The following is a 16,123-nucleotide window of genomic DNA, read 5'->3' on the forward strand; positions in this document are numbered from 1 at the left end:
CTTGTCGGCACCCGGGGTGGGGCCGATGCGCGTCCCTGCCCCACCAACGGGTGACGTCCGGCCGCGGGCCGGAACGGCCGGCGGTGACGCGTGCCAGGACTGTCGTGCCGCATGCCGGGATGTGCCCGGCACGGCGGTCAGCTCTTCCGGGGGGCGGGTCCCTCCGTGGATTCCGCCGTGGGTTCCGCTGTGGCCGGGGGAAGGTTGCGCCGGTAGAAACGTCGGTAGGCGCGTACGGTGGGGCCGTCCGCCGCCGACCAGAGGTCCTTGGCCACCGGGCGCATCCAGCGCAGGATGTCGAAGTCGGCATGGTGATTGCGCCTGACCAGACGCCAGAGGAAGGCCGCCCAGAGCCGATTGGCGGGCCAGAGCAGCCAGTCGGGGCCGAGTTTGCGGACGATCAGGCACCACGTCGCGATCGTGATGCCGGGCCGCACGGGACTCACGGCGGCGACGAAGGCCATCCGGTGCGGCTTGCCGTCCGGCTCCGGGCCCGGTTGGTGGGTGACCAGCGCCGTGGTCGGGCCCACCATCGAGACCACGACGCGCGGGCGGAAGTGGTGGATGCGGAGGTCCTGCGCTTCGGCGGGCTGGATCCGGAACGAGAAGTGGCGCCCCTCGTCGCGCAGGGGGACGGAGACCATCGGGTGCCCTTTGCTGTGCGTGTAGGCCCAGTGCGAGGAATCGGTCACGTGCTCACCGATCGGGAGCAGGTCCGCGTGGCACACGAGCACCTCACCGGTCAGGTAGAGGTGCCGGCCGCGGTCCTCGGCGAAGGCCAGCTCGCCCAGGGGCTCCGGGGTCGGTGACCCGTGCCAGAACCAGATGACGCCCGCCACCTCGGTCACGGGAAGGCTGCGCTGCACGGCCCGGGAGGGGATCCGGTCCGCGCCGGGGATCTTCCGGCACGTCCCCTCCTTGTCGAACTCCCAGGCGTGGAAGCCGCAGACCAGCCTCTCCTCGCGCACGTGACCGCACCGGCTGAGGTCGGCGCCCATGTGACAGCACTGACTGTCGATCACGGCGGCCCGTCCGCCGCGCGTGCGGAACAGCGCGTACTGCCGGTCCATGCGGGTGATGGGGACCACCTGGCCGGGGCGGAGGTGCTTGCTGAAGCGTGCGAAGTACCAGCCGATGGGGGACGGCTCCTGCTCCCCGCCGTGACCGATGGGCCGCAGGCTGTGGAGTTCCCGGTCGTACGGTCGTGGCCTGGGGCGCCGCCGTGTCATGCGGTGATTCCTTCCGCGTCCGCCGTACGGCCGTGGTCCGCGGGCGCCCGAGGGGCGGGCGCCGGGCCGGATGATGCGCGGTAGGTGTAGTCGGCGGCACGGAAGTGGTTCAGCCGGCGGACGAGCCGGCCGGTGGACCAGGGCCAGCAGAAGGTGTTCCGGCCGCCGGGGCCGAAGTAGTAGCTGGAGCAGCCGCCCGTGTTGTACACGGTGGTCCGGAGTGCTTCCTGTACCGCGGCGTTGTACGCGGCCTGGACGGCCGGTCTCACGTCCATGGAGGTGTGGCTGCCGAGCCGCAGGTGTGCCAGCGCGGAGCAGAGGTAGGCGAGCTGGGCTTCGAGGACGGTGATGGCGGAGCTGGAGCCGGAGAGGAGGTTGGGGCCCAGGAGGAGGAAGAGGTTGGGGAATCCGCTGACGCTCGTGCCGAGGTACGCCTGGGGACCGTCCTCGCCCCAGGTCTCGTGCAGCGTCCGCCCGTCCGTGCCGTGGACGCTGCGGGCCAGTGGCAGCTCACCGACACGGAAGCCGGTGGCCAGGATCAGCACGTCGGCCTCGGCCTCGGTGCCGTCGGCGCCGATGACACGGTTCCCGCGGACGGCGGAGACGGCGGTGGGGTGGAGGTGGACGTGGGGTTCGGCCAGGGCCGGATAGTAGGTGCTCGACGTCAGCAGGCGCTTGCAGCCCAGGCGGTAGCCGGGCGTCAGTGCCCGCCGCAGTACCCGGTCACGTACCGCCAGACGCAGGTACGCGCGGGACGCGGCCTGCACGGGGCCCACGAGCCGTGGGTGGCGGAAGGCGTGGCCGAAGCCTTCCTGGAGGCCGTACTGCCCGGCCCGTATGGCGCGCTGCGCGCCCGGGACATGGGACAGGCACCACTTGAGTGCCGGGGAGACCGGGAGGTCGGGTCTGGGCAGGAGCCACTGGGCGGTGCGCTGGAAGAGGTGCACGGCCGCTGTCCGGGCTTGGATGGCCGGGACGACCTGGACCGCGGAGGCGCCGCTGCCGACCACGGCCACGCGCCGGCCGGACAGGTCCACTGCGTGGTCCCACTCGGCGGTGTGGAACACCGGCCCGCCGAACGCGTCGAGCCCCGGCACGTCGGGCCGCCGCGGCTCGTGCCACGGTCCGGTGGCCAGGACCAGCGCCTTGGCGCTGTACTCGCCGTCGGTGGTCTCCAGACACCAGCGCCGTGCGCTCGGGTCCCACCGGGCCCGCAGGACACGGACACCGCACCGCAGCACCTCGCCGACGCCGTACCGGTCCGCGGTCGCCCGGAGATAGTCGTGGATCTCCTGCTGCCCGGCGAAGGTCCTGCTCCATCCCGGGTTCGGGGCGAAGGAGTAGGAGTACAGCGGGGACGGCACGTCACACGCACAACCGGGATAGGTGTTCTCCCGCCAGGTGCCCCCGAGCTGCGGGGCCTTCTCCAGCACCAGAAGGTCACGGACACCGTGCCGACGCAGCCGGATGGCGGCGCCGATACCGGAGAACCCGGCACCGACCACCACCACCTGCACATCCCTGGCCCCTCGGGCCTCACGCGGTAACTCGGGTGGAACGGACACGGGACCCCCATGGCGGTGAGACCACACGCGGCCCTCCCCAGGGCCGACGGCCGCCCCAGTGTGCGGGAAACCGGAAGAACACCATCAGGGCGCGGACCGGCGCACGAACCGCGCTTCACCCGACCGGAAGGGCGCACGGCCGAACTCCCGCTCCGGTCCGCTGCCTTCGATCAGGCGGGGTCCGGGGCGTCGGTACGGGTGGCGTAGTCGGCGAGGGAGGGCTCCAGGAGGCCGAAGACCCGGTCGGCGTCCTCGGTGACGAGGGCGGCGATCGAGGCGTTGTCGTGTCCGGTGAGAGTGAGTTCCTGGATCCGCTGGAACAGGAGGCGGTGCGCGGCGCCGAGTTGGGCCGCCGTGGCCCGGGGGCCGATGTCGCCCGGAGCGGCGTCGGTCGCGGCCGTCAGGGCTTCGGCGAGGGCTTCCTCGCGCTGGTCGTGGAGGTCGCGGAGCCGTGCGGTGAGGGTGGGGCTGTCGGCGATCATGTGGGAGAAGTCCGGCCCCGCGAAGCCCGCCACGGGGTCGTGGTCCCGCACGGCGGTACCGAAGGCGCCGCGCAGTGCGGCCAGCGCGGATTCGCCGGGGGCGCGCGCGGCGACGGCCCGGGCCAGGCTCGTCACGAACTCCTGGTGGTGGTCGAGGGCCAGATCCTCCTTGCGCGGGAAGTAGTTGGTGACCGTCTTCTTCGCCACCCGGGCCGCGTTGGCGATCTCGGCGATGGTGGTGCTCTCGAAGCCCTGCTCCATGAAGAGCCTGGTCGCGTGAGCGGAGATCGACTGCCGGGTCTCCTGCTTCTTGGACTCCCTGAGCCCTACGGGTTCACTGGTCATGAGGCGACTTTACCCCCGACGTAAATTTCCCCTTGACCTATTAGCTGCCCTCGGCCTAACTTTACGTCGGTAGTAAGTAGTAGCCAGCGACCGTTTCCCTCTGAGGAGCCAGATGAACGTCACCGCCTCCGCCGTGTGCCTGACCGTCGAGGACGTCGCCGCTTCCCGGGACTTCTTCACCACGCACTTCGGCTACACGCAGACCATGGCTGCGGACGGGTTCTCCTCGTTGACCCGCCAGGACGCGGCCGTCGACCTGGTCCTGCTCCGGCGCGGCATAGAGATACTGCCCGCCGAACAGCGCGACCAGCACGCCTCCGGCCTGATCGTGGTCTTCACCGTCACCGGCATCGAGGAGCAGGAGCGCCGGCTGAGCGCCGAGGGCGTCACGATCACGCTGCCGCTGCGCGAGGAGCCCTGGGGCGAACGGCTCTTCCAGGTCACCGACCCGAACGGCGTGGTGGTCGAGCTCGTCGAATGGACGACTCCGGCCGACGCGTGATCCGTCCGCCCGGGCCGCCGACGGTTCCAAGGGGTCGGAACGATCCTCGCACTCGAGGAGCGGCCCACGCCGTAGAAGACAGCGAGAGCGGCGTACGGAAGCTGGAACCACAGGATCACCAGGGTCGCGATCACCCGGCCACGCCGTAACCGATCCGGGGGCCTGAGTATTTCTACTCAGGCCCCCGGCCATCGATCAGGGAAGGCTGTAGGCATGAACGCCTCCCCCACAGAACCGCGCCCTGTCATACCGCGAGTGTCCGGAGCGGCTGTCACTGGTGCGGTTCTGGCCTGCGGTGCCGTGTACTTCTTCTCCTGGGTCAAGCGTGACAGCGATCAGGCATGCGAGAAGACAGACAGCTTCTGCTGGGGCTGGACATGGTGGGGCTTGGCGGAAATCCCCCTCACCTTTACGACTGCCTTGATCGTCCTGGTGATCGTCTACAAACGACTGGGCATCAGGCCACGGCACGCAGTCATCCCGCCGACGATCCTGCTGGCGCCGTTCCCCCTCGCCGCCGCACAAGCGACTGCCGGCTGGTGGGCTGCCACCATCACAGGCGGAGCGTGGTCATGCTCCCTCGCACTGGCCGCGTGGAGCCGCTACCGGATCCTGGGGGTCACAGCTTCAGCCACGCTTCTGCTCGCCTCCCTCGTCGTCATCTACCACTGAGATGGATCGTGAGGCCATTGGAACCCCACTTTCGCGCACACCCCCCCGTAAGAGAGGCCGCCAGTGTGCTGTCCGCTCCGGTTGGCTTGTCTGCGTGGGGCTGATGACCCTAAGTGGTCTGGGCTCGCGGGTGCGTTGGGGCGAGGATGCCGGTGCGCGTACCGGCGGGAACGCCGGTCAGCTTTTCCGGTCCAGCCGCGGCCCGGCTTTGAGGCTGCGGAGGAGGGCGAGCAGTTGTGGGCGGGTGGGGGTGAGGGTTACGCCAGGAGTGTCGCTCTCGCGGAGGAGGATGTGGGTGGGAGTGGCAGCGACGTTAAAGACTGCGACCGACCTCGCCGCTAACTGGTACGCGGTCTAGGGCATCCAGCACAGCAACCTCGTCACTCAGCCCGGCCTTCAACGACTGACAGTCTTCGCCGCACTCCTCCTGGGAACGGCACCCTTCATCCGACGGCACCTCACCAATTGAGATGATGTTTAACCGGACGAGGAGATCAGATTTATCGTGAAGGTCGACGTGAAACTCCACTTCTTTCCTTCGAAGAAGATACTGTGGTGACAATCGAGCGTCTCAAATCCGTCGATCTCATTGAAGAGGACCTTGTGCATGAAGCAGCCGAAGTAGGGGCGTATCTCCACTTCTCCGGTTGCAGCTATTTTTTGCGCCAGGTCGGCATTGATGAGCAGCATCTGTTTGAAGTGACCCTCGCTCTCCACTTCGGGGTAGGAGACGGCGAGTCGCTTCGTCGTATTCAAGGTGACACTCTCGCCCGGGAGGAGGCGTTGCACCCCACTCGGATGCATGGGCTGCCCCTCCTTCCTGTCGTAGAGGAGCCCCGAATCGAATACTTGCTCGTCGTCAACGGCTCGGGCCGTGCCGGTCATGATGGAACCCACCGGGCTGACGTGAGTATCACCTGTGTTGGTCATGCTGGCCAGCGTGACGTCAATTACCTTTTCGGCCATGAAATTCACTCCTTGCCAGCAACCGTAGATCAGGTTCTTTTCGCCCCTCAGCCGGTCTCGCGGCCAATCGCCGGAGCGGCCGGCAGGCAGGCAACGGGTTCCCGGTTGCCCTTGCGCTCGGTTCCATGCTCTGCTCGGCGTTCATCGCCTGCAACCCGGGGCGTACGCCCCCAGCATCACACGCGCGCGGCGAGGAGCCCCGCGGTCGTCATGAGCGTTCGGGCTCGACCGCGTCCCGTACCACTGCTCGACTTCGACGACATGCACGGTGGCCCAGGCCTGGGCGAGTTCGGGGCGCGGGCGGCGGGGCTGGCGCTCGGGCTGCGGCGCGGGGCTGCGCACCCGCGTCCTTGGGCAGCGCGACCAGTTCAAGCCGTCGCACGAGCCCAGTTCGTCGAGGATGACGCGGTGCAGCTTGGCCCAGGCCCGGGCGGTACTCCACTCGGTGAAGCGGCGGTGTGCGGTCGACCCCGACGGCCGACTGATGCCAGGTCCAGCTTGCCGTGGCTACGAAGACGATCGCGGCCGGCCCGCTGGAACAGCTCACACAGCTCGTCCGGAACCAAGCCTTCTACCATCGCCACACAGCGCAGACTCCTCAAGCCGCCAAATGAGACGACTCCTAAGGCAGTTCGACGAATCTCCACTGTAGGGCGACTTCTGCCAGGTGGGCGTCACCGGTCTGCGCGGACGAGCTGCCCGGCCCTAAGGCTGCGTACGAGCGCGTCCAGTTCCGGGCGAGTTGCGGTGAGGATTATGTCCGGGGCGTCGCTCTCGCGGAGTCGTATGACGCCGTCGCCTGCAGATGCTACGTAGAGGCAGTTGGCGCCCTCGTGGCTGTAGGAAGACTTTTGCCAGTTGTTGGTAGGCACGGTGCTATCTCTCAATCTCACGTGCGATGCGATGAATGAGGTCACGTGACTCGCCGGGTTTGAGGGCGCATTGCTCCATCCGGTCCAGCACGGTCCGGTACCTCAGCAACTGTGCCTCCGCGTCGAGAAACACGCAGCCGTGATCGGTGTCGAGTTGCACGGTGTCGAGCTGCTGCACGGGTCCGAAGGCGTAGACCACCGGCTGTCCCGACCCGGGGAATGTGCCACTACCGAAAGGCAACGCCAGGACGGTCACGTTGTCCCGCTCGCTCATCTCGATGAGGTAGCCGAGCTGAGCTCGCGCAGTAGCGGGACCTCCGAATCCCATCCTCAGAGAGGCTTCGTGCAGGATGGCGATGAGCGGTGTTGGTGTATCTCCGTGCAGGATCGCCTGGCGTTTGATGCGCAGCGACACCCGGTGCTCGACCTCGTACTGCTCCAGTAATGGTACTGCGGTGTTGAACATCGCGCGTGCGTGATCTGTGGTCTGCAACAGACCCGGAATGTGAATCACACCAGCTACCCGCAGCGCCGTCGCGTGGTGCTCAAGTTCGACCAGGTCGAGCAACCCCGCACTGAGGAAGTCCCGGTATTCCTCCCACCACCCGCGTGTCCGGCCGCCCGTCATTCCGGCGAGCGCTTCGACCAGGTCTCTGTCCGAGCAGGTGTAGTTGCGGGCCATGGTGCGGACGCGATCCGCGCCCACCGCGTAGCGGCCGGCCTCGATGTTGCTGATCCTCGACTGGTTCACGCCGAGGAGCGCCGCTGCCGCCGATGTGGACAACCCCGCGCGTTCGCGGAGCTTTCGTAGCTCGACCCCAAGCCGCTGCTGCCGCAAGGTCGGGCTGGTTGCCGCCGCCATCAGCACCTCCTGATCCCCAGACGTCACCCACACGGGGCTGGTTGGCCCTTATTTCGATGAACGAGTGGAATATAGGCCATCGCCGACCCTACGGTGTGAGCCAGGCCACTAACCCGGCCCGCCGCGAAGCGGAAGCGCACCGCCCTGCCCAGTGGGCGACATTGACACCGCTCGGCATTCAGCCAATCCACCTCCTCCTCCAAGGAGCCTTCATGGCAACCGTATCCCCGGAGAAGCCCTGGTCGTACACGCTCAACCTGCCGCATGACCCGCGCTCGGCGCGAATCGCCCGCATCACCTTGCGCGGAGTCCTCAGCAGTCACGCGCTGCACGAACTGGTGGACGAAGCCGAGCTGTTGACGAGCGAGCTCGTCACCAACGCGTACCGCTACTCCGACGGCCCCGCCGAACTGCACGTACGTGAGACGCCGCGCGGTGTGCGGATCACTGTCTGGGACACGAACCCCGACGTGCCCGCGCCATTCGGCGAGCGGCCCGGCGCCGTCGTACGTGCCGTGGAAGCGGAAGCGACGTACGGCCGGGGGCTGCTCATCGTGCGGGTGTGTGCCGACAACTGGGGGAGTCACGCCTTCGGCGGACCCGCCTCGGGGCCGGGGTTCCGGGGGAAGTTGCTGTGGTGCGAACTCGGCGCGAAATCGACCGTGGCGCGGCTCGCGGCCTGAGGCGTGGGCCGGGGGCGCGCGCCGCCCCGCGTCACCCGTACGGCCCGGGGTCGTTGACAGCCGAAGAGTCGTTCCTCCATGGCGGGAGAGAGTCAGCATGCGGCAGTTTCCTTTGGAAGGGCTCGACATCGCGCCCGGGCGGGTGGTCGAGTGGCGGCTGCGGGCCCGGGGAGTGGCCGATGGCAGCCGTACCGAGGAGTCCGGCAGGCGCGCCTCGTTCAACCAGGACAAACACTTCTCGGTGGTCGAGGAGGCGCGGAAGGCGAACGATCCGTTCGCGTCCTGGCTCGCCCTCACGTTCGAGGTGGGGGGAACGCTCGACCGGGGGGCGCTCGAATCCGCGTTTCTGTTCTTCGCGCGGCGGCACGAGGTGCTGCGGTGCGAGTTCCGGCGGCTGGCGGGGGATCTCGCGTGCGCGGCGCTGGAGCCGGAGGACATCGCGCTCGAAGCCCTGGAGATCGGCGAGTTCGACTCGACGAAGGAACTCCGGGCGTTCATGGCCGACAGCTTCACGAAGAGCATCGACACGCTCGCGTGGCCGCTGTTCATGATGGGCGCGGTGGTCCGGGAGGAATCCTCGACGGTGTACCTCGCTTTCGACCACATCGTGTCCGACGGTATGTCGATGTCGAATGTCGTCTACGACATCCAGAACGCGTACGCGGCCTTCGCGCGGGGTGAGGAGGCCGCACTCCCTGAGGCCGGCAGCTACTTGGACTTCGCGCACGAGCAGAGCCGGCGCTACGGGTCCATCGGCGCGGACGACACCCGGCTCGACTACTGGAAGTCGTTCATCGCGAGCAACGGTGAGTTCTTCCCGCGCTTCCCGCTGGAACTCGGTGTCGAATCCGGCCGTATGTACCCGACGGTGAACGAGGCCGACCGGCTGCTGGACGCGCGGGAGACGGAGGAGCTGGAGGCGCGGTGCCTCGCGGCAGGCGGCAAGGTGTTCATGGGGGTGCTGGCCGCGGTCGCCGTCTCGCTGCGGCAGGCGGGCGGCCCTGGCGTCTACCGGGGGTTCATGCCGGTCAGCGAGCGCGGCCGGGGGCCCTGGAAGCATTCGGTCGGGTGGTTCGTCAATACGATGCCCATCGAGTTCTCGGTGGCGGAGGACAAGGACTTCGAGGAGATCATGGCCGGCGTGCGGTCGGGTTTCACGGAGATGATGCGGCACATCGACGTGCCGTTCGTACGGGCGTGGGAACTGCTCGCGCCGCACCATTTCGCTCTGCGGTCCTGGCCGTTCCCGGTCAACTTCTTCTCGTACATCGACATGCGGAAGTGCCCGGGATCGGAGAACTTCGAGGAGTGGCGGCCCGCGTCGCACGTATGGAGCTCGCGGGCGAACGGCACATGCTCCTGGTACCAGCGGAACTTCCGCGGGCTGTTCATGAACTCCATCTTCGTCGACACCCCTGAAGCCCGCCGGACGATGGGGGAATTCCAGGGGGCACTGCGGGAGACCTTGCTGGAGCTGTCGCGCTCGGGTGCGCTGACGAAGAACACCGGAACCGTCGGGTGAACGCCGGTCCAAGTCGGCCGGAAGGCATTCCCCGGAGGCGGTGCCCCGTGAGACGGTGATCTCCGGTCCGCATCGACAGGAGGCGCCCATGTCCAAGCTCAAGGGCCAGGTCAAGTGGTTCAACGAGTCCAAGGGGTTCGGTTTCATCACTCCGGCGGACGGGAGCAAGGACGTGTTCGTCCACTTCTCGGCCATCCAGGGCAATGGATTCAAGACACTTGCCGAGGGGCAGGACGTCGAGTTCGAGATCCAGGACGGGGCGAAGGGACCCTCGGCCGCCAACGTCATCGCCATCTGATCGATCCCGTCTGTGGGCGGCCTGTCCGGCGGGGCCGCCCACAGACGGCGCGGCGGGGATGTGTGCGATTCAACGGCCGGAAATAGCGCTCAAATTACGTGTACCGGCGGTAGGGCTTGCGTTCGAGGGGTTCGCGCGTGATGGGATGAGGCGATGCGCACCCCCACACGCGTATCGTCCCTTCCGCCCAATCCCTATGAAGAACTCGCGTCACTCGCCGAGCCCGAGGCGGGCCCGCATCCGGGCCGGCCGGCGGGCGCGGAGGCCGATCCCGAGGCCGACCCGCACATACCCGGGGCCGGGTCGACCGGCCACCCCTTCGGTTTCGAGTTCACCTACGTCACCCCCGACGACGACGGTTCGCCCCCGCCCGGCCACCGCCGCGCCAAGCGCTCCCGCCGCCGTCCCCGCCGTTCCCGTCGCCTGCCCGGCGTCCCCCGCGCGGCGAAGCTGCTGATCGCGGCCGCGGCCTGCGCCGCCGTGCTCGTCCTGGCCGACCGCTGCGCGGTGCTGTACGCGGAGAAGCAGGCCGAACGCAAGCTCCAGCAGCAACTCCACCTGGCGGCGGCGCCCCAGGTGGACATCCACGGCTTCCCCTTCCTCACCCAGGTGCTGGCGAAGGAGCTGGAGCGCGTCGACGTCACCGTGCCGCACGTCGCCGCCGGGCGCGTATCGCTGGCGAAGGTACGGGCGAGCGGGCAGTACGTCCGGCTCACCGGCGATCTGCCCACGGACATCAAGGGCGCCGTGATCGGGAAGGTGGACGGCAACGTCCTGCTGTCCTTCGCCGACCTCAACCGCGAACTCGGTGCCTCCCAGGTCAGATTCCGGAGCACCGGCGCCCATGAGATCGCGGCCGAGGGCCGCGTCGACGTGGCGGGGCAGCAACTGCGTCTGCGGGCGCAGGCCCGGCTGCAGCGCGTCGGGGACCGCGGTCTGTCCACCGACATCGACGGGATGAGCGTCGACGTGCCGCGGGTGGCGACGTACCGGCCCGGCAAGGACAAGGGCCTCACCCTGCACCGGGAGACCGCCGAGCGCATCAGCCGCGACGCGGCGCGGATCAAGGCGATGCTGTCGGTGCCGGCGCTGGCCGGCCGGCTGGGCGTGTCACCGGCCGAGACCGAGCTGGTGCTGCGCGACGAGGACCGGCTGCACCGGCTCACGGGCGCGCCCCGGTTCGTGGAGAGACTCACGCAGGTCAATCTCGTCGATGCGGTGGTCGAACACCCTTGGCTGCTGGAGAAGATCGGTCTCGACCCCCGGCTGATCACCGGGGTGATGCAGCTGCGGCCGCCGGAGCTGACCGACCGGCTGTCCCTCTCCTTCCAACTGCCGAAGGAGGCGGTGGGCCTGCGGCTGCGCGACGTTTCGGTCGAACGGGACGGGATTCGCGCGGAGATCGGCGGGGTGGAACTCCCGGTGGGGAAGACGGGTTAGGCGGTGGCCGTCGCCCGTGGCATGCGCACCCCGCTGCGCGGTGGTGTCCTCAAGCGCCGGACGGGCTTGAAATGGGCGGGGCTCAGCCGCATTCAAGCCCGTTGGGGGCACCCCCAGCGGGCTGAAAAGGGCTGAGGCCGGCCCAACGGTCAGGCGTCCAGGGGCCGCCAGGCCGGGCCGACTCCGTCCTGCCGGACGTGTCCGAACACCACGTCGGCGAAGTGGACGCCGAAGCCGATCGTGCCGGGCTCCGCCAGCTCGGCGACGAGGCGGCGGCGGTGGTCGGCGGTCCGGGCGAGGTCGTGGTCGAAGGCCGAGGACCAGTCGGGGTGGTCGACCTGGATCGGCGAGTGCATGGCGTCACCAAAGGCGATCAGACGCCGGCCGCCCCCGGTGATGACGTACTCGGCGTGCCCGACGGTGTGGCCGGGGGTGATCCGCACGCGTACGCCGGGGAAGATCTCCTGCCCGTCCGTGATCGTACGAACGCGCGGTTCCAGGGCGGCGACCTGCTCGGCCTCCAGGAGGTCGCGCCGGTCCCACTCCGGCTCGGAGATCAGGTGGTCGGCGTGGGCGAACAGGGGCCGGTCACCGCCGGGGGCGGGAAGGCAGGCCCAGCCGAGGTGGTCGGAGTGGAGGTGGGTGAAGGCCACCGCTTCGATGTCCTCGGGGCGGCGGCCGAGTTCGGCCAGGCTGTGCGGGAGCGCGCCTCCGTGGATCGCGCCGAGGGGGCCGTCCGGAGCGTCGAGCTTCCGCGGGCCGAAGCCCGCGTCGATCAGCAGCGCGCGGTCGCCGTGCTCCACCAGCAGGCCGCCGACGCTCCCCACGAGGTGGCCCGCGGCGTCCAGGTACTCCGGGTGTGCGGCCCACACCTCGTCGGTGGTGTCCTGGAGCAGTGGCAGCGGCCGGAGCCGCACATCGCCGTCCGGCACGTACGACACCTTCGTGTCGCCCAGCCGTATCGAGCGGATTCCCGCCGGTCGGCGCAGTCGTCCGGCCTGATCCACCGTCACGTCAGCCATGGGTTCTCTCCTGTGGGGTCGTCATCAGGTCGTCGCCACGTTTCCCGCGGCGGCGACGCCCACCATAAGCATCAAGTTCGAATCATTCAAGCTGTAAATATTTCGTCTTGACGGATTTGTTAGGGTGCTGGCATGACGCCGTCCTCCGAGCCGCAGGCCATCGCCGAGCGACAGCTGTGCGGTCTGGTGAACGGACTGGCCCAGCGGATCGCCGAGCATGTACGGGGGCGCGCCGCCACCCTGGGCCTCACCGCGCCCCAGGCGACCGCGCTGCGGGAGATGAGCGGGCCGATGACCATGCGGGAGCTCGCCGAACGCATGAGCTGCGAACCCTCCAACACCACCTTCGTCGTGGACAAGCTGGAGAAGCAGAGCCTGGTCGAGCGCCACCCGCACCCCACCGACCGCCGCGCCAAGCACCTCGTCCTCACGGCCGAGGGCACGGCCCTGCGCGAACGTCTCCTCGAACTCCTCGCCGTGGACTCCCCGCTGTCCGGCCTCACCCCGCAGGAGCAGCGCGTCCTGCACGGGCTGCTGGAGCAGGCCGTCACCTCTCCGTGAGCCGGCGCTGCGGCCGGCCCCGGGGGTTCACGGGCCCGACGGCGGTGCCGTTGGCGCGCCCGGCAGGCGTACCGTCGCGGACGTTCCGTCGCCCTCCGCCGCTCGCAGGGTCACCTCGCCGCCCGCCTGCTGGATCGTACGCGCGACGATCGACAGGCCCAGGCCGCTGCCCGGCAGACTGCGGGCCGAGGGGGAGCGCCAGAAGCGGTCGAAGACGTGGGGGAGTTCCTCGGGGGCGATGCCCGGGCCGTGATCGCGTACGGTCAGATCGCCGGCGGCGAGGGTCACCTCCACGACGCCTCCCGGCGGGCTGAACTTGACGGCGTTGTCCAGCAGGTTCACCAGCGCCCGTTCCAGCGCCGCCGGTTCGGCCCGTACGTACCAGCTCTCCAGCCGTACCTCGAACGTCAGCCCGGAGCCCCGCAGCCGGGCCCGGTCCACCGCGCGTTCGACGGCCTCGTGCAGGGCGATGACCTGGACCGGGCCGCTGCCGGGCGCGCCGTCGGGGCGCGAGAGCTCCTGGAGATCGCCGATCAGGGCGGCCAGCTCCGTCATCTGGGCCTTGACGCTCGCCAGCAGCGCCTTGCGGTCCTCCGGCGGGATCGCCCGTCCGGTGTCCTCGCTGCGGGCGAGCAGGTCGATGTTGGTCCGCAGCGAGGTGAGCGGCGTCCGCAGCTCGTGGCCCGCGTCGGCGATCAGCTGCTGCTGGCGGTCGCGGGAGGAGGCCAGGGCGGCGGTCATGGAGTTGAAGGACCGCGAGAGCCGGGCGATCTCGTCCTCGCCCTCGACGGGGATGCGGACGGCCAGGTCCTCGGTCCGGGCGATGTGTTCGACCGCGCCCGTGAGCTGGTCCACGGGCCGCAGGCCGGCGCGGGCGATGCCCAGGCCGGCGGCGCCCGCGCCGAGGACACCGACGCCGGCGGTCAGGGCCAGGACCAGGGCGAGCTTGGTGAGCGGCTTGTCGATGTCGGTGACCGGCTGGGCGATGGAGACCGCGTACACGCCGCGCACCCGGCTCGCCGAGGTGGCGACCCGCATCTCCTTGCCGTCCTTCGCCCGCGCGTCGTGCAGGACCGGGTCCTGATCCGGCGCGACGGCCAGATCGGCGGCGCCCACCGCGACCGGTGACTTGCCCGCCGTGGTGCAGACCGTGCCCGAGGTCGTGATGATCTGCACGGTGTACGGGCTGGGGTACGGGCGCATGGCCGCGCCGCACGTCCGCAGCAGGTCCACCACGGTGTCGTCCGCCGGGCGCACGCTGGTGAGGGTCGTGTCGCGCTGTTCTTCGAGCTGCTGCTTGAGCACCACCCAGGACACGCCCGCCACGGCCGCGACCGCGACCGCGACGGCCACGGCCGTCAGCAGCGCCAGCCGCGACCGCAGGGGCAGCCGGCGGAACCGCCTGATCATTCGGTGCCGCCGTCCGCTCTGAGCACGTAGCCCACTCCGCGCACGGTGTGCACCAGCCGGGGCTCACCGCCCGCTTCCGTCTTGCGGCGCAGGTACATCACGTACACGTCCAGGGAGTTGGAGGAGGGCTCGAAGGCGAAGCCCCAGACCGATTTGAGGATCTGCTCGCGGGTGAGGACCTGCCGCGGGTGCGCGAGGAAGAGCTCCAGCAGCGTGAACTCGGTGCGTGTCAGCTCCACCGCGCGGGTGCCGCGCGTCACCTCGCGGGTGGCGAGGTCCATGCGCAGGTCGGCGAAGGCGAGGGTGTGGGTGTCGGTGTCGGCGGGGGTGGCGGCCGCGTAGGAGCTGCGGCGCAGCAGGGCGCGGATACGGGCGAGCAGCTCGTCCAGCTCGAAGGGCTTGACGAGGTAGTCGTCGGCACCCGCGTCCAGGCCGGTCACGCGGTCGCCGACGGTGTCGCGCGCGGTGAGCATGAGGATGGGGACGGTGACTCCGGAGGCGCGCAGCCGGCGGGCGGCGGTCAGGCCGTCCATGCGGGGCATCAGGACGTCCAGGACGATCAGTTCGGGCCGGTAGGAGGCGACCTTCTCGACCGCGTCGAGCCCGTCGACGGCCAGTTCGGTGCCGTATCCCTCGAAGGCGAGGCTGCGGCGCAGCGCCTCGCGGACGGCGGGTTCGTCGTCCACGATCAGGACGCGGGCGGGCTGGTCGCCGTGGTCGGCGGGGCTCATCGGCTTACCTCGCGGTTCGGGTGCGTACGGGGGCGTCGGGCCCTCTCAGCCTCGCACGCCGGCCGGGCGGCGCGGGATCAGCCGCCGGTGCCGCCGGCGCGGAGCTTGGCCAGGTCGGCCTTGACGGTGTTCACGGGGATCGCGAAGCCGAGGCCGACGCTGCCGGCGGACTCCCCGGAGGAGGCGGACGCGCCCGCGTACATCGCGGAGTTGATGCCGATGATCTGGCCGCTCATGTTGATCAGGGCGCCGCCGGAGTTGCCCGGGTTGAGGGAGGCGTCGGTCTGGATGGCCTTGTAGGTGGTCTTGGACGAGCCGGTGTCGCCGTTGTACTGCTCGCCGCCGAACTCGAACGGCCACTGGGGCAGGCCGCCGCCCTGGCGCTGCCGCGGGGCCCGGCCCTCTTCCTTGGAGACGGTGACGTCGCGGTTGAGGGCGGAGACGATGCCGCTGGTGACCGTGCCGGTCAGGCCCTCGGGCGAGCCGATCGCGACGACGTCCTCGCCGACCTTGACCTTGCCGGAGTCGCCGAGGGAGGCGGCCTTGAGACCGCTCGCGCCCTGCACCTTGATCAGGGCCAGGTCCTTGTCGGGGTCGGTGCCGACGACCTTGGCGGTCTTCGCGCTGCCGTCGCTGAAGCTGACCTTCACGGAGTCGGCTCCGGCGACCACGTGGTTGTTGGTGATCACTTCGCCGTCGCCGGTGATGACCACGCCGGAGCCGGTGGACTGGCCGGAGGAGGTGGCCGCCTTGATCTCCACGATGCTGGGGCCGACGGCCTGGGCCACCGCCGCGACGCCGCTGGTCTTGGAGGAGACGTTCTGCACGGGCGTGCCGTTGCCGCTGCCGGACGCGGTGTGCGTCAGCTCGCCGACGAGCGCGGCCGAGCCGCCGCCGACGACGGCCGCGACGATCGCGCAGGCGGCGAGCAGGGCGACGGGGCGGCGGGCGCGGCGGGCGG

General features: G+C 69.7%; 17 protein-coding genes and 1 pseudogene. 7 read left to right on the top strand and 11 right to left on the bottom strand.

All coding sequences use genetic code 11. From position 1 onward, the window contains the following. Positions 1 to 137: 137 nt before the first annotated feature. The 3 genes from J7E86_RS02270 to J7E86_RS02280 form a co-directional block, all read right to left on the bottom strand. The gene (locus J7E86_RS02270) at positions 138 to 1,229 is read right to left on the bottom strand and encodes a Rieske 2Fe-2S domain-containing protein (protein WP_215079206.1); all 1,092 of its coding nucleotides are present in this window, start codon (positions 1,227 to 1,229) and stop codon (positions 138 to 140) included. Then, the gene (locus J7E86_RS02275; RefSeq protein WP_215079208.1) at positions 1,226 to 2,740 is read right to left on the bottom strand and encodes an NAD(P)/FAD-dependent oxidoreductase; all 1,515 of its coding nucleotides are present in this window, start codon (positions 2,738 to 2,740) and stop codon (positions 1,226 to 1,228) included. The genes J7E86_RS02270 and J7E86_RS02275 overlap by 4 nt, the downstream gene beginning before the upstream one ends. Before the next feature lie 224 nt (positions 2,741 to 2,964). Continuing rightward, complete coding sequence (locus J7E86_RS02280) at positions 2,965 to 3,621, bottom strand: TetR/AcrR family transcriptional regulator (RefSeq protein WP_215079210.1); 657 nt, start codon at positions 3,619 to 3,621, stop codon at positions 2,965 to 2,967. 112 nt (positions 3,622 to 3,733) lie between these two features. Here J7E86_RS02280 and J7E86_RS02285 point away from each other — a divergent pair, with 112 nt between their 5' ends. Beyond that, on the top strand, positions 3,734 to 4,123 hold the full coding sequence (locus J7E86_RS02285) for a VOC family protein (RefSeq protein ID WP_215079212.1): 390 nt from the start codon (positions 3,734 to 3,736) through the stop codon (positions 4,121 to 4,123). Positions 4,124 to 4,423: 300 nt separating this feature from the next. Beyond that, positions 4,424 to 4,795: a hypothetical protein gene (locus J7E86_RS02290; protein ID WP_215079213.1), complete on the top strand. Its 372-nt coding sequence runs from the start codon at positions 4,424 to 4,426 to the stop codon at positions 4,793 to 4,795. 477 nt (positions 4,796 to 5,272) lie between these two features. Here the strand turns inward: J7E86_RS02290 and J7E86_RS02295 are convergent, their stop codons facing one another. The 4 genes and pseudogenes from J7E86_RS02295 to J7E86_RS02305 all read right to left on the bottom strand — a co-directional run bounded on the left by J7E86_RS02295 (position 5,273) and on the right by J7E86_RS02305 (position 7,495). After that, positions 5,273 to 5,761: a hypothetical protein gene (locus J7E86_RS02295; RefSeq protein ID WP_215079215.1), complete on the bottom strand. Its 489-nt coding sequence runs from the start codon at positions 5,759 to 5,761 to the stop codon at positions 5,273 to 5,275. Positions 5,762 to 6,115: 354 nt separating this feature from the next. After that, positions 6,116 to 6,287: pseudogene (locus J7E86_RS30665) on the bottom strand (IS5/IS1182 family transposase); the annotation flags it as partial. 148 nt (positions 6,288 to 6,435) lie between these two features. Next, a complete protein-coding gene (locus J7E86_RS02300; RefSeq protein ID WP_308312437.1) occupies positions 6,436 to 6,678 on the bottom strand; it encodes a DUF397 domain-containing protein in 243 nt (80 codons plus the stop codon). Next, positions 6,638 to 7,495: a helix-turn-helix transcriptional regulator gene (locus tag J7E86_RS02305; protein WP_215079218.1), complete on the bottom strand. Its 858-nt coding sequence runs from the start codon at positions 7,493 to 7,495 to the stop codon at positions 6,638 to 6,640. Before J7E86_RS02305 ends, J7E86_RS02300 begins: the two co-directional genes overlap by 41 nt. A 212-nt stretch (positions 7,496 to 7,707) precedes the next feature. Between J7E86_RS02305 and J7E86_RS02310 the strand changes: the two genes are divergently transcribed. From J7E86_RS02310 to J7E86_RS02325, 4 genes are all read left to right on the top strand, one after another. Continuing rightward, positions 7,708 to 8,178, top strand: coding sequence for an ATP-binding protein (locus J7E86_RS02310; RefSeq protein WP_215079220.1), 471 nt, complete (start codon positions 7,708 to 7,710; stop codon positions 8,176 to 8,178). Between the two features lie 97 nt (positions 8,179 to 8,275). Further along, a complete protein-coding gene (locus J7E86_RS02315) occupies positions 8,276 to 9,700 on the top strand; it encodes a condensation domain-containing protein (RefSeq protein WP_215079222.1) in 1,425 nt (474 codons plus the stop codon). Between the two features lie 88 nt (positions 9,701 to 9,788). After that, positions 9,789 to 9,998, top strand: a complete 210-nt coding sequence (gene cspE, locus J7E86_RS02320) for a transcription antiterminator/RNA stability regulator CspE (protein ID WP_215079224.1) — start codon at positions 9,789 to 9,791, stop codon at positions 9,996 to 9,998. A 153-nt stretch (positions 9,999 to 10,151) separates the two neighbouring features. Continuing rightward, entirely contained in the window at positions 10,152 to 11,438 is a 1,287-nt protein-coding gene (locus J7E86_RS02325) for a DUF2993 domain-containing protein (protein WP_215079226.1), read from the top strand. A 149-nt stretch (positions 11,439 to 11,587) separates the two neighbouring features. Here J7E86_RS02325 and J7E86_RS02330 read toward each other — a convergent pair whose 3' ends face one another. Continuing rightward, positions 11,588 to 12,460 (bottom strand): MBL fold metallo-hydrolase, encoded by an 873-nt coding sequence (locus J7E86_RS02330; RefSeq protein ID WP_215079228.1) that lies wholly within the window; start codon positions 12,458 to 12,460, stop codon positions 11,588 to 11,590. A 132-nt stretch (positions 12,461 to 12,592) separates the two neighbouring features. On the opposite strand from J7E86_RS02330, the gene J7E86_RS02335 reads away from it, so the two are divergent. Continuing rightward, the gene (locus tag J7E86_RS02335) at positions 12,593 to 13,021 is read left to right on the top strand and encodes a MarR family winged helix-turn-helix transcriptional regulator (RefSeq protein WP_215079230.1); all 429 of its coding nucleotides are present in this window, start codon (positions 12,593 to 12,595) and stop codon (positions 13,019 to 13,021) included. 27 nt (positions 13,022 to 13,048) lie between these two features. Here J7E86_RS02335 and J7E86_RS02340 read toward each other — a convergent pair whose 3' ends face one another. From J7E86_RS02340 to J7E86_RS02350, 3 genes are all read right to left on the bottom strand, one after another. Beyond that, positions 13,049 to 14,431, bottom strand: a complete 1,383-nt coding sequence (locus tag J7E86_RS02340; RefSeq protein WP_215079232.1) for a cell wall metabolism sensor histidine kinase WalK — start codon at positions 14,429 to 14,431, stop codon at positions 13,049 to 13,051. Beyond that, positions 14,428 to 15,162 carry a response regulator transcription factor gene (locus tag J7E86_RS02345; RefSeq protein WP_215079234.1) on the bottom strand — a complete coding sequence of 245 codons (735 nt, stop codon included), beginning with the start codon at positions 15,160 to 15,162 and terminating at the stop codon, positions 14,428 to 14,430. The genes J7E86_RS02340 and J7E86_RS02345 overlap by 4 nt, the downstream gene beginning before the upstream one ends. 77 nt (positions 15,163 to 15,239) lie before the next feature. Continuing rightward, positions 15,240 to 16,123 (bottom strand): S1C family serine protease (locus J7E86_RS02350; RefSeq protein WP_285439626.1); only part of this gene is annotated, 884 nt, incomplete at its 5' end.

Source organism: Streptomyces sp. ISL-11, from assembly GCF_018614525.1.
In the GTDB taxonomy this organism is placed as follows: domain Bacteria; phylum Actinomycetota; class Actinomycetes; order Streptomycetales; family Streptomycetaceae; genus Streptomyces.

Bases quoted from the DNA above. Each gene is read 5' to 3' on its own strand.
- cspE (WP_215079224.1), top strand. From the start codon at position 9,789: ATGTCCAAGCTCAAGGGCCAGGTCAAGTGGTTCAACGAGTCCAAGGGG.
- J7E86_RS02335 (WP_215079230.1), top strand. From the start codon at position 12,593: ATGACGCCGTCCTCCGAGCCGCAGGCCATCGCCGAGCGACAGCTGTGC.
- J7E86_RS02315 (WP_215079222.1), top strand. From the start codon at position 8,276: ATGCGGCAGTTTCCTTTGGAAGGGCTCGACATCGCGCCCGGGCGGGTG.
- J7E86_RS02285 (WP_215079212.1), top strand. From the start codon at position 3,734: ATGAACGTCACCGCCTCCGCCGTGTGCCTGACCGTCGAGGACGTCGCC.
- J7E86_RS02330 (WP_215079228.1), bottom strand. From the start codon at position 12,460: ATGGCTGACGTGACGGTGGATCAGGCCGGACGACTGCGCCGACCGGCG.
- J7E86_RS02295 (WP_215079215.1), bottom strand. From the start codon at position 5,761: ATGGCCGAAAAGGTAATTGACGTCACGCTGGCCAGCATGACCAACACA.
- J7E86_RS02270 (WP_215079206.1), bottom strand. From the start codon at position 1,229: ATGACACGGCGGCGCCCCAGGCCACGACCGTACGACCGGGAACTCCAC.
- J7E86_RS02280 (WP_215079210.1), bottom strand. From the start codon at position 3,621: ATGACCAGTGAACCCGTAGGGCTCAGGGAGTCCAAGAAGCAGGAGACC.
- J7E86_RS02345 (WP_215079234.1), bottom strand. From the start codon at position 15,162: ATGAGCCCCGCCGACCACGGCGACCAGCCCGCCCGCGTCCTGATCGTG.
- J7E86_RS02325 (WP_215079226.1), top strand. From the start codon at position 10,152: ATGCGCACCCCCACACGCGTATCGTCCCTTCCGCCCAATCCCTATGAA.
- J7E86_RS02340 (WP_215079232.1), bottom strand. From the start codon at position 14,431: ATGATCAGGCGGTTCCGCCGGCTGCCCCTGCGGTCGCGGCTGGCGCTG.
- J7E86_RS02305 (WP_215079218.1), bottom strand. From the start codon at position 7,495: ATGGCGGCGGCAACCAGCCCGACCTTGCGGCAGCAGCGGCTTGGGGTC.
- J7E86_RS02310 (WP_215079220.1), top strand. From the start codon at position 7,708: ATGGCAACCGTATCCCCGGAGAAGCCCTGGTCGTACACGCTCAACCTG.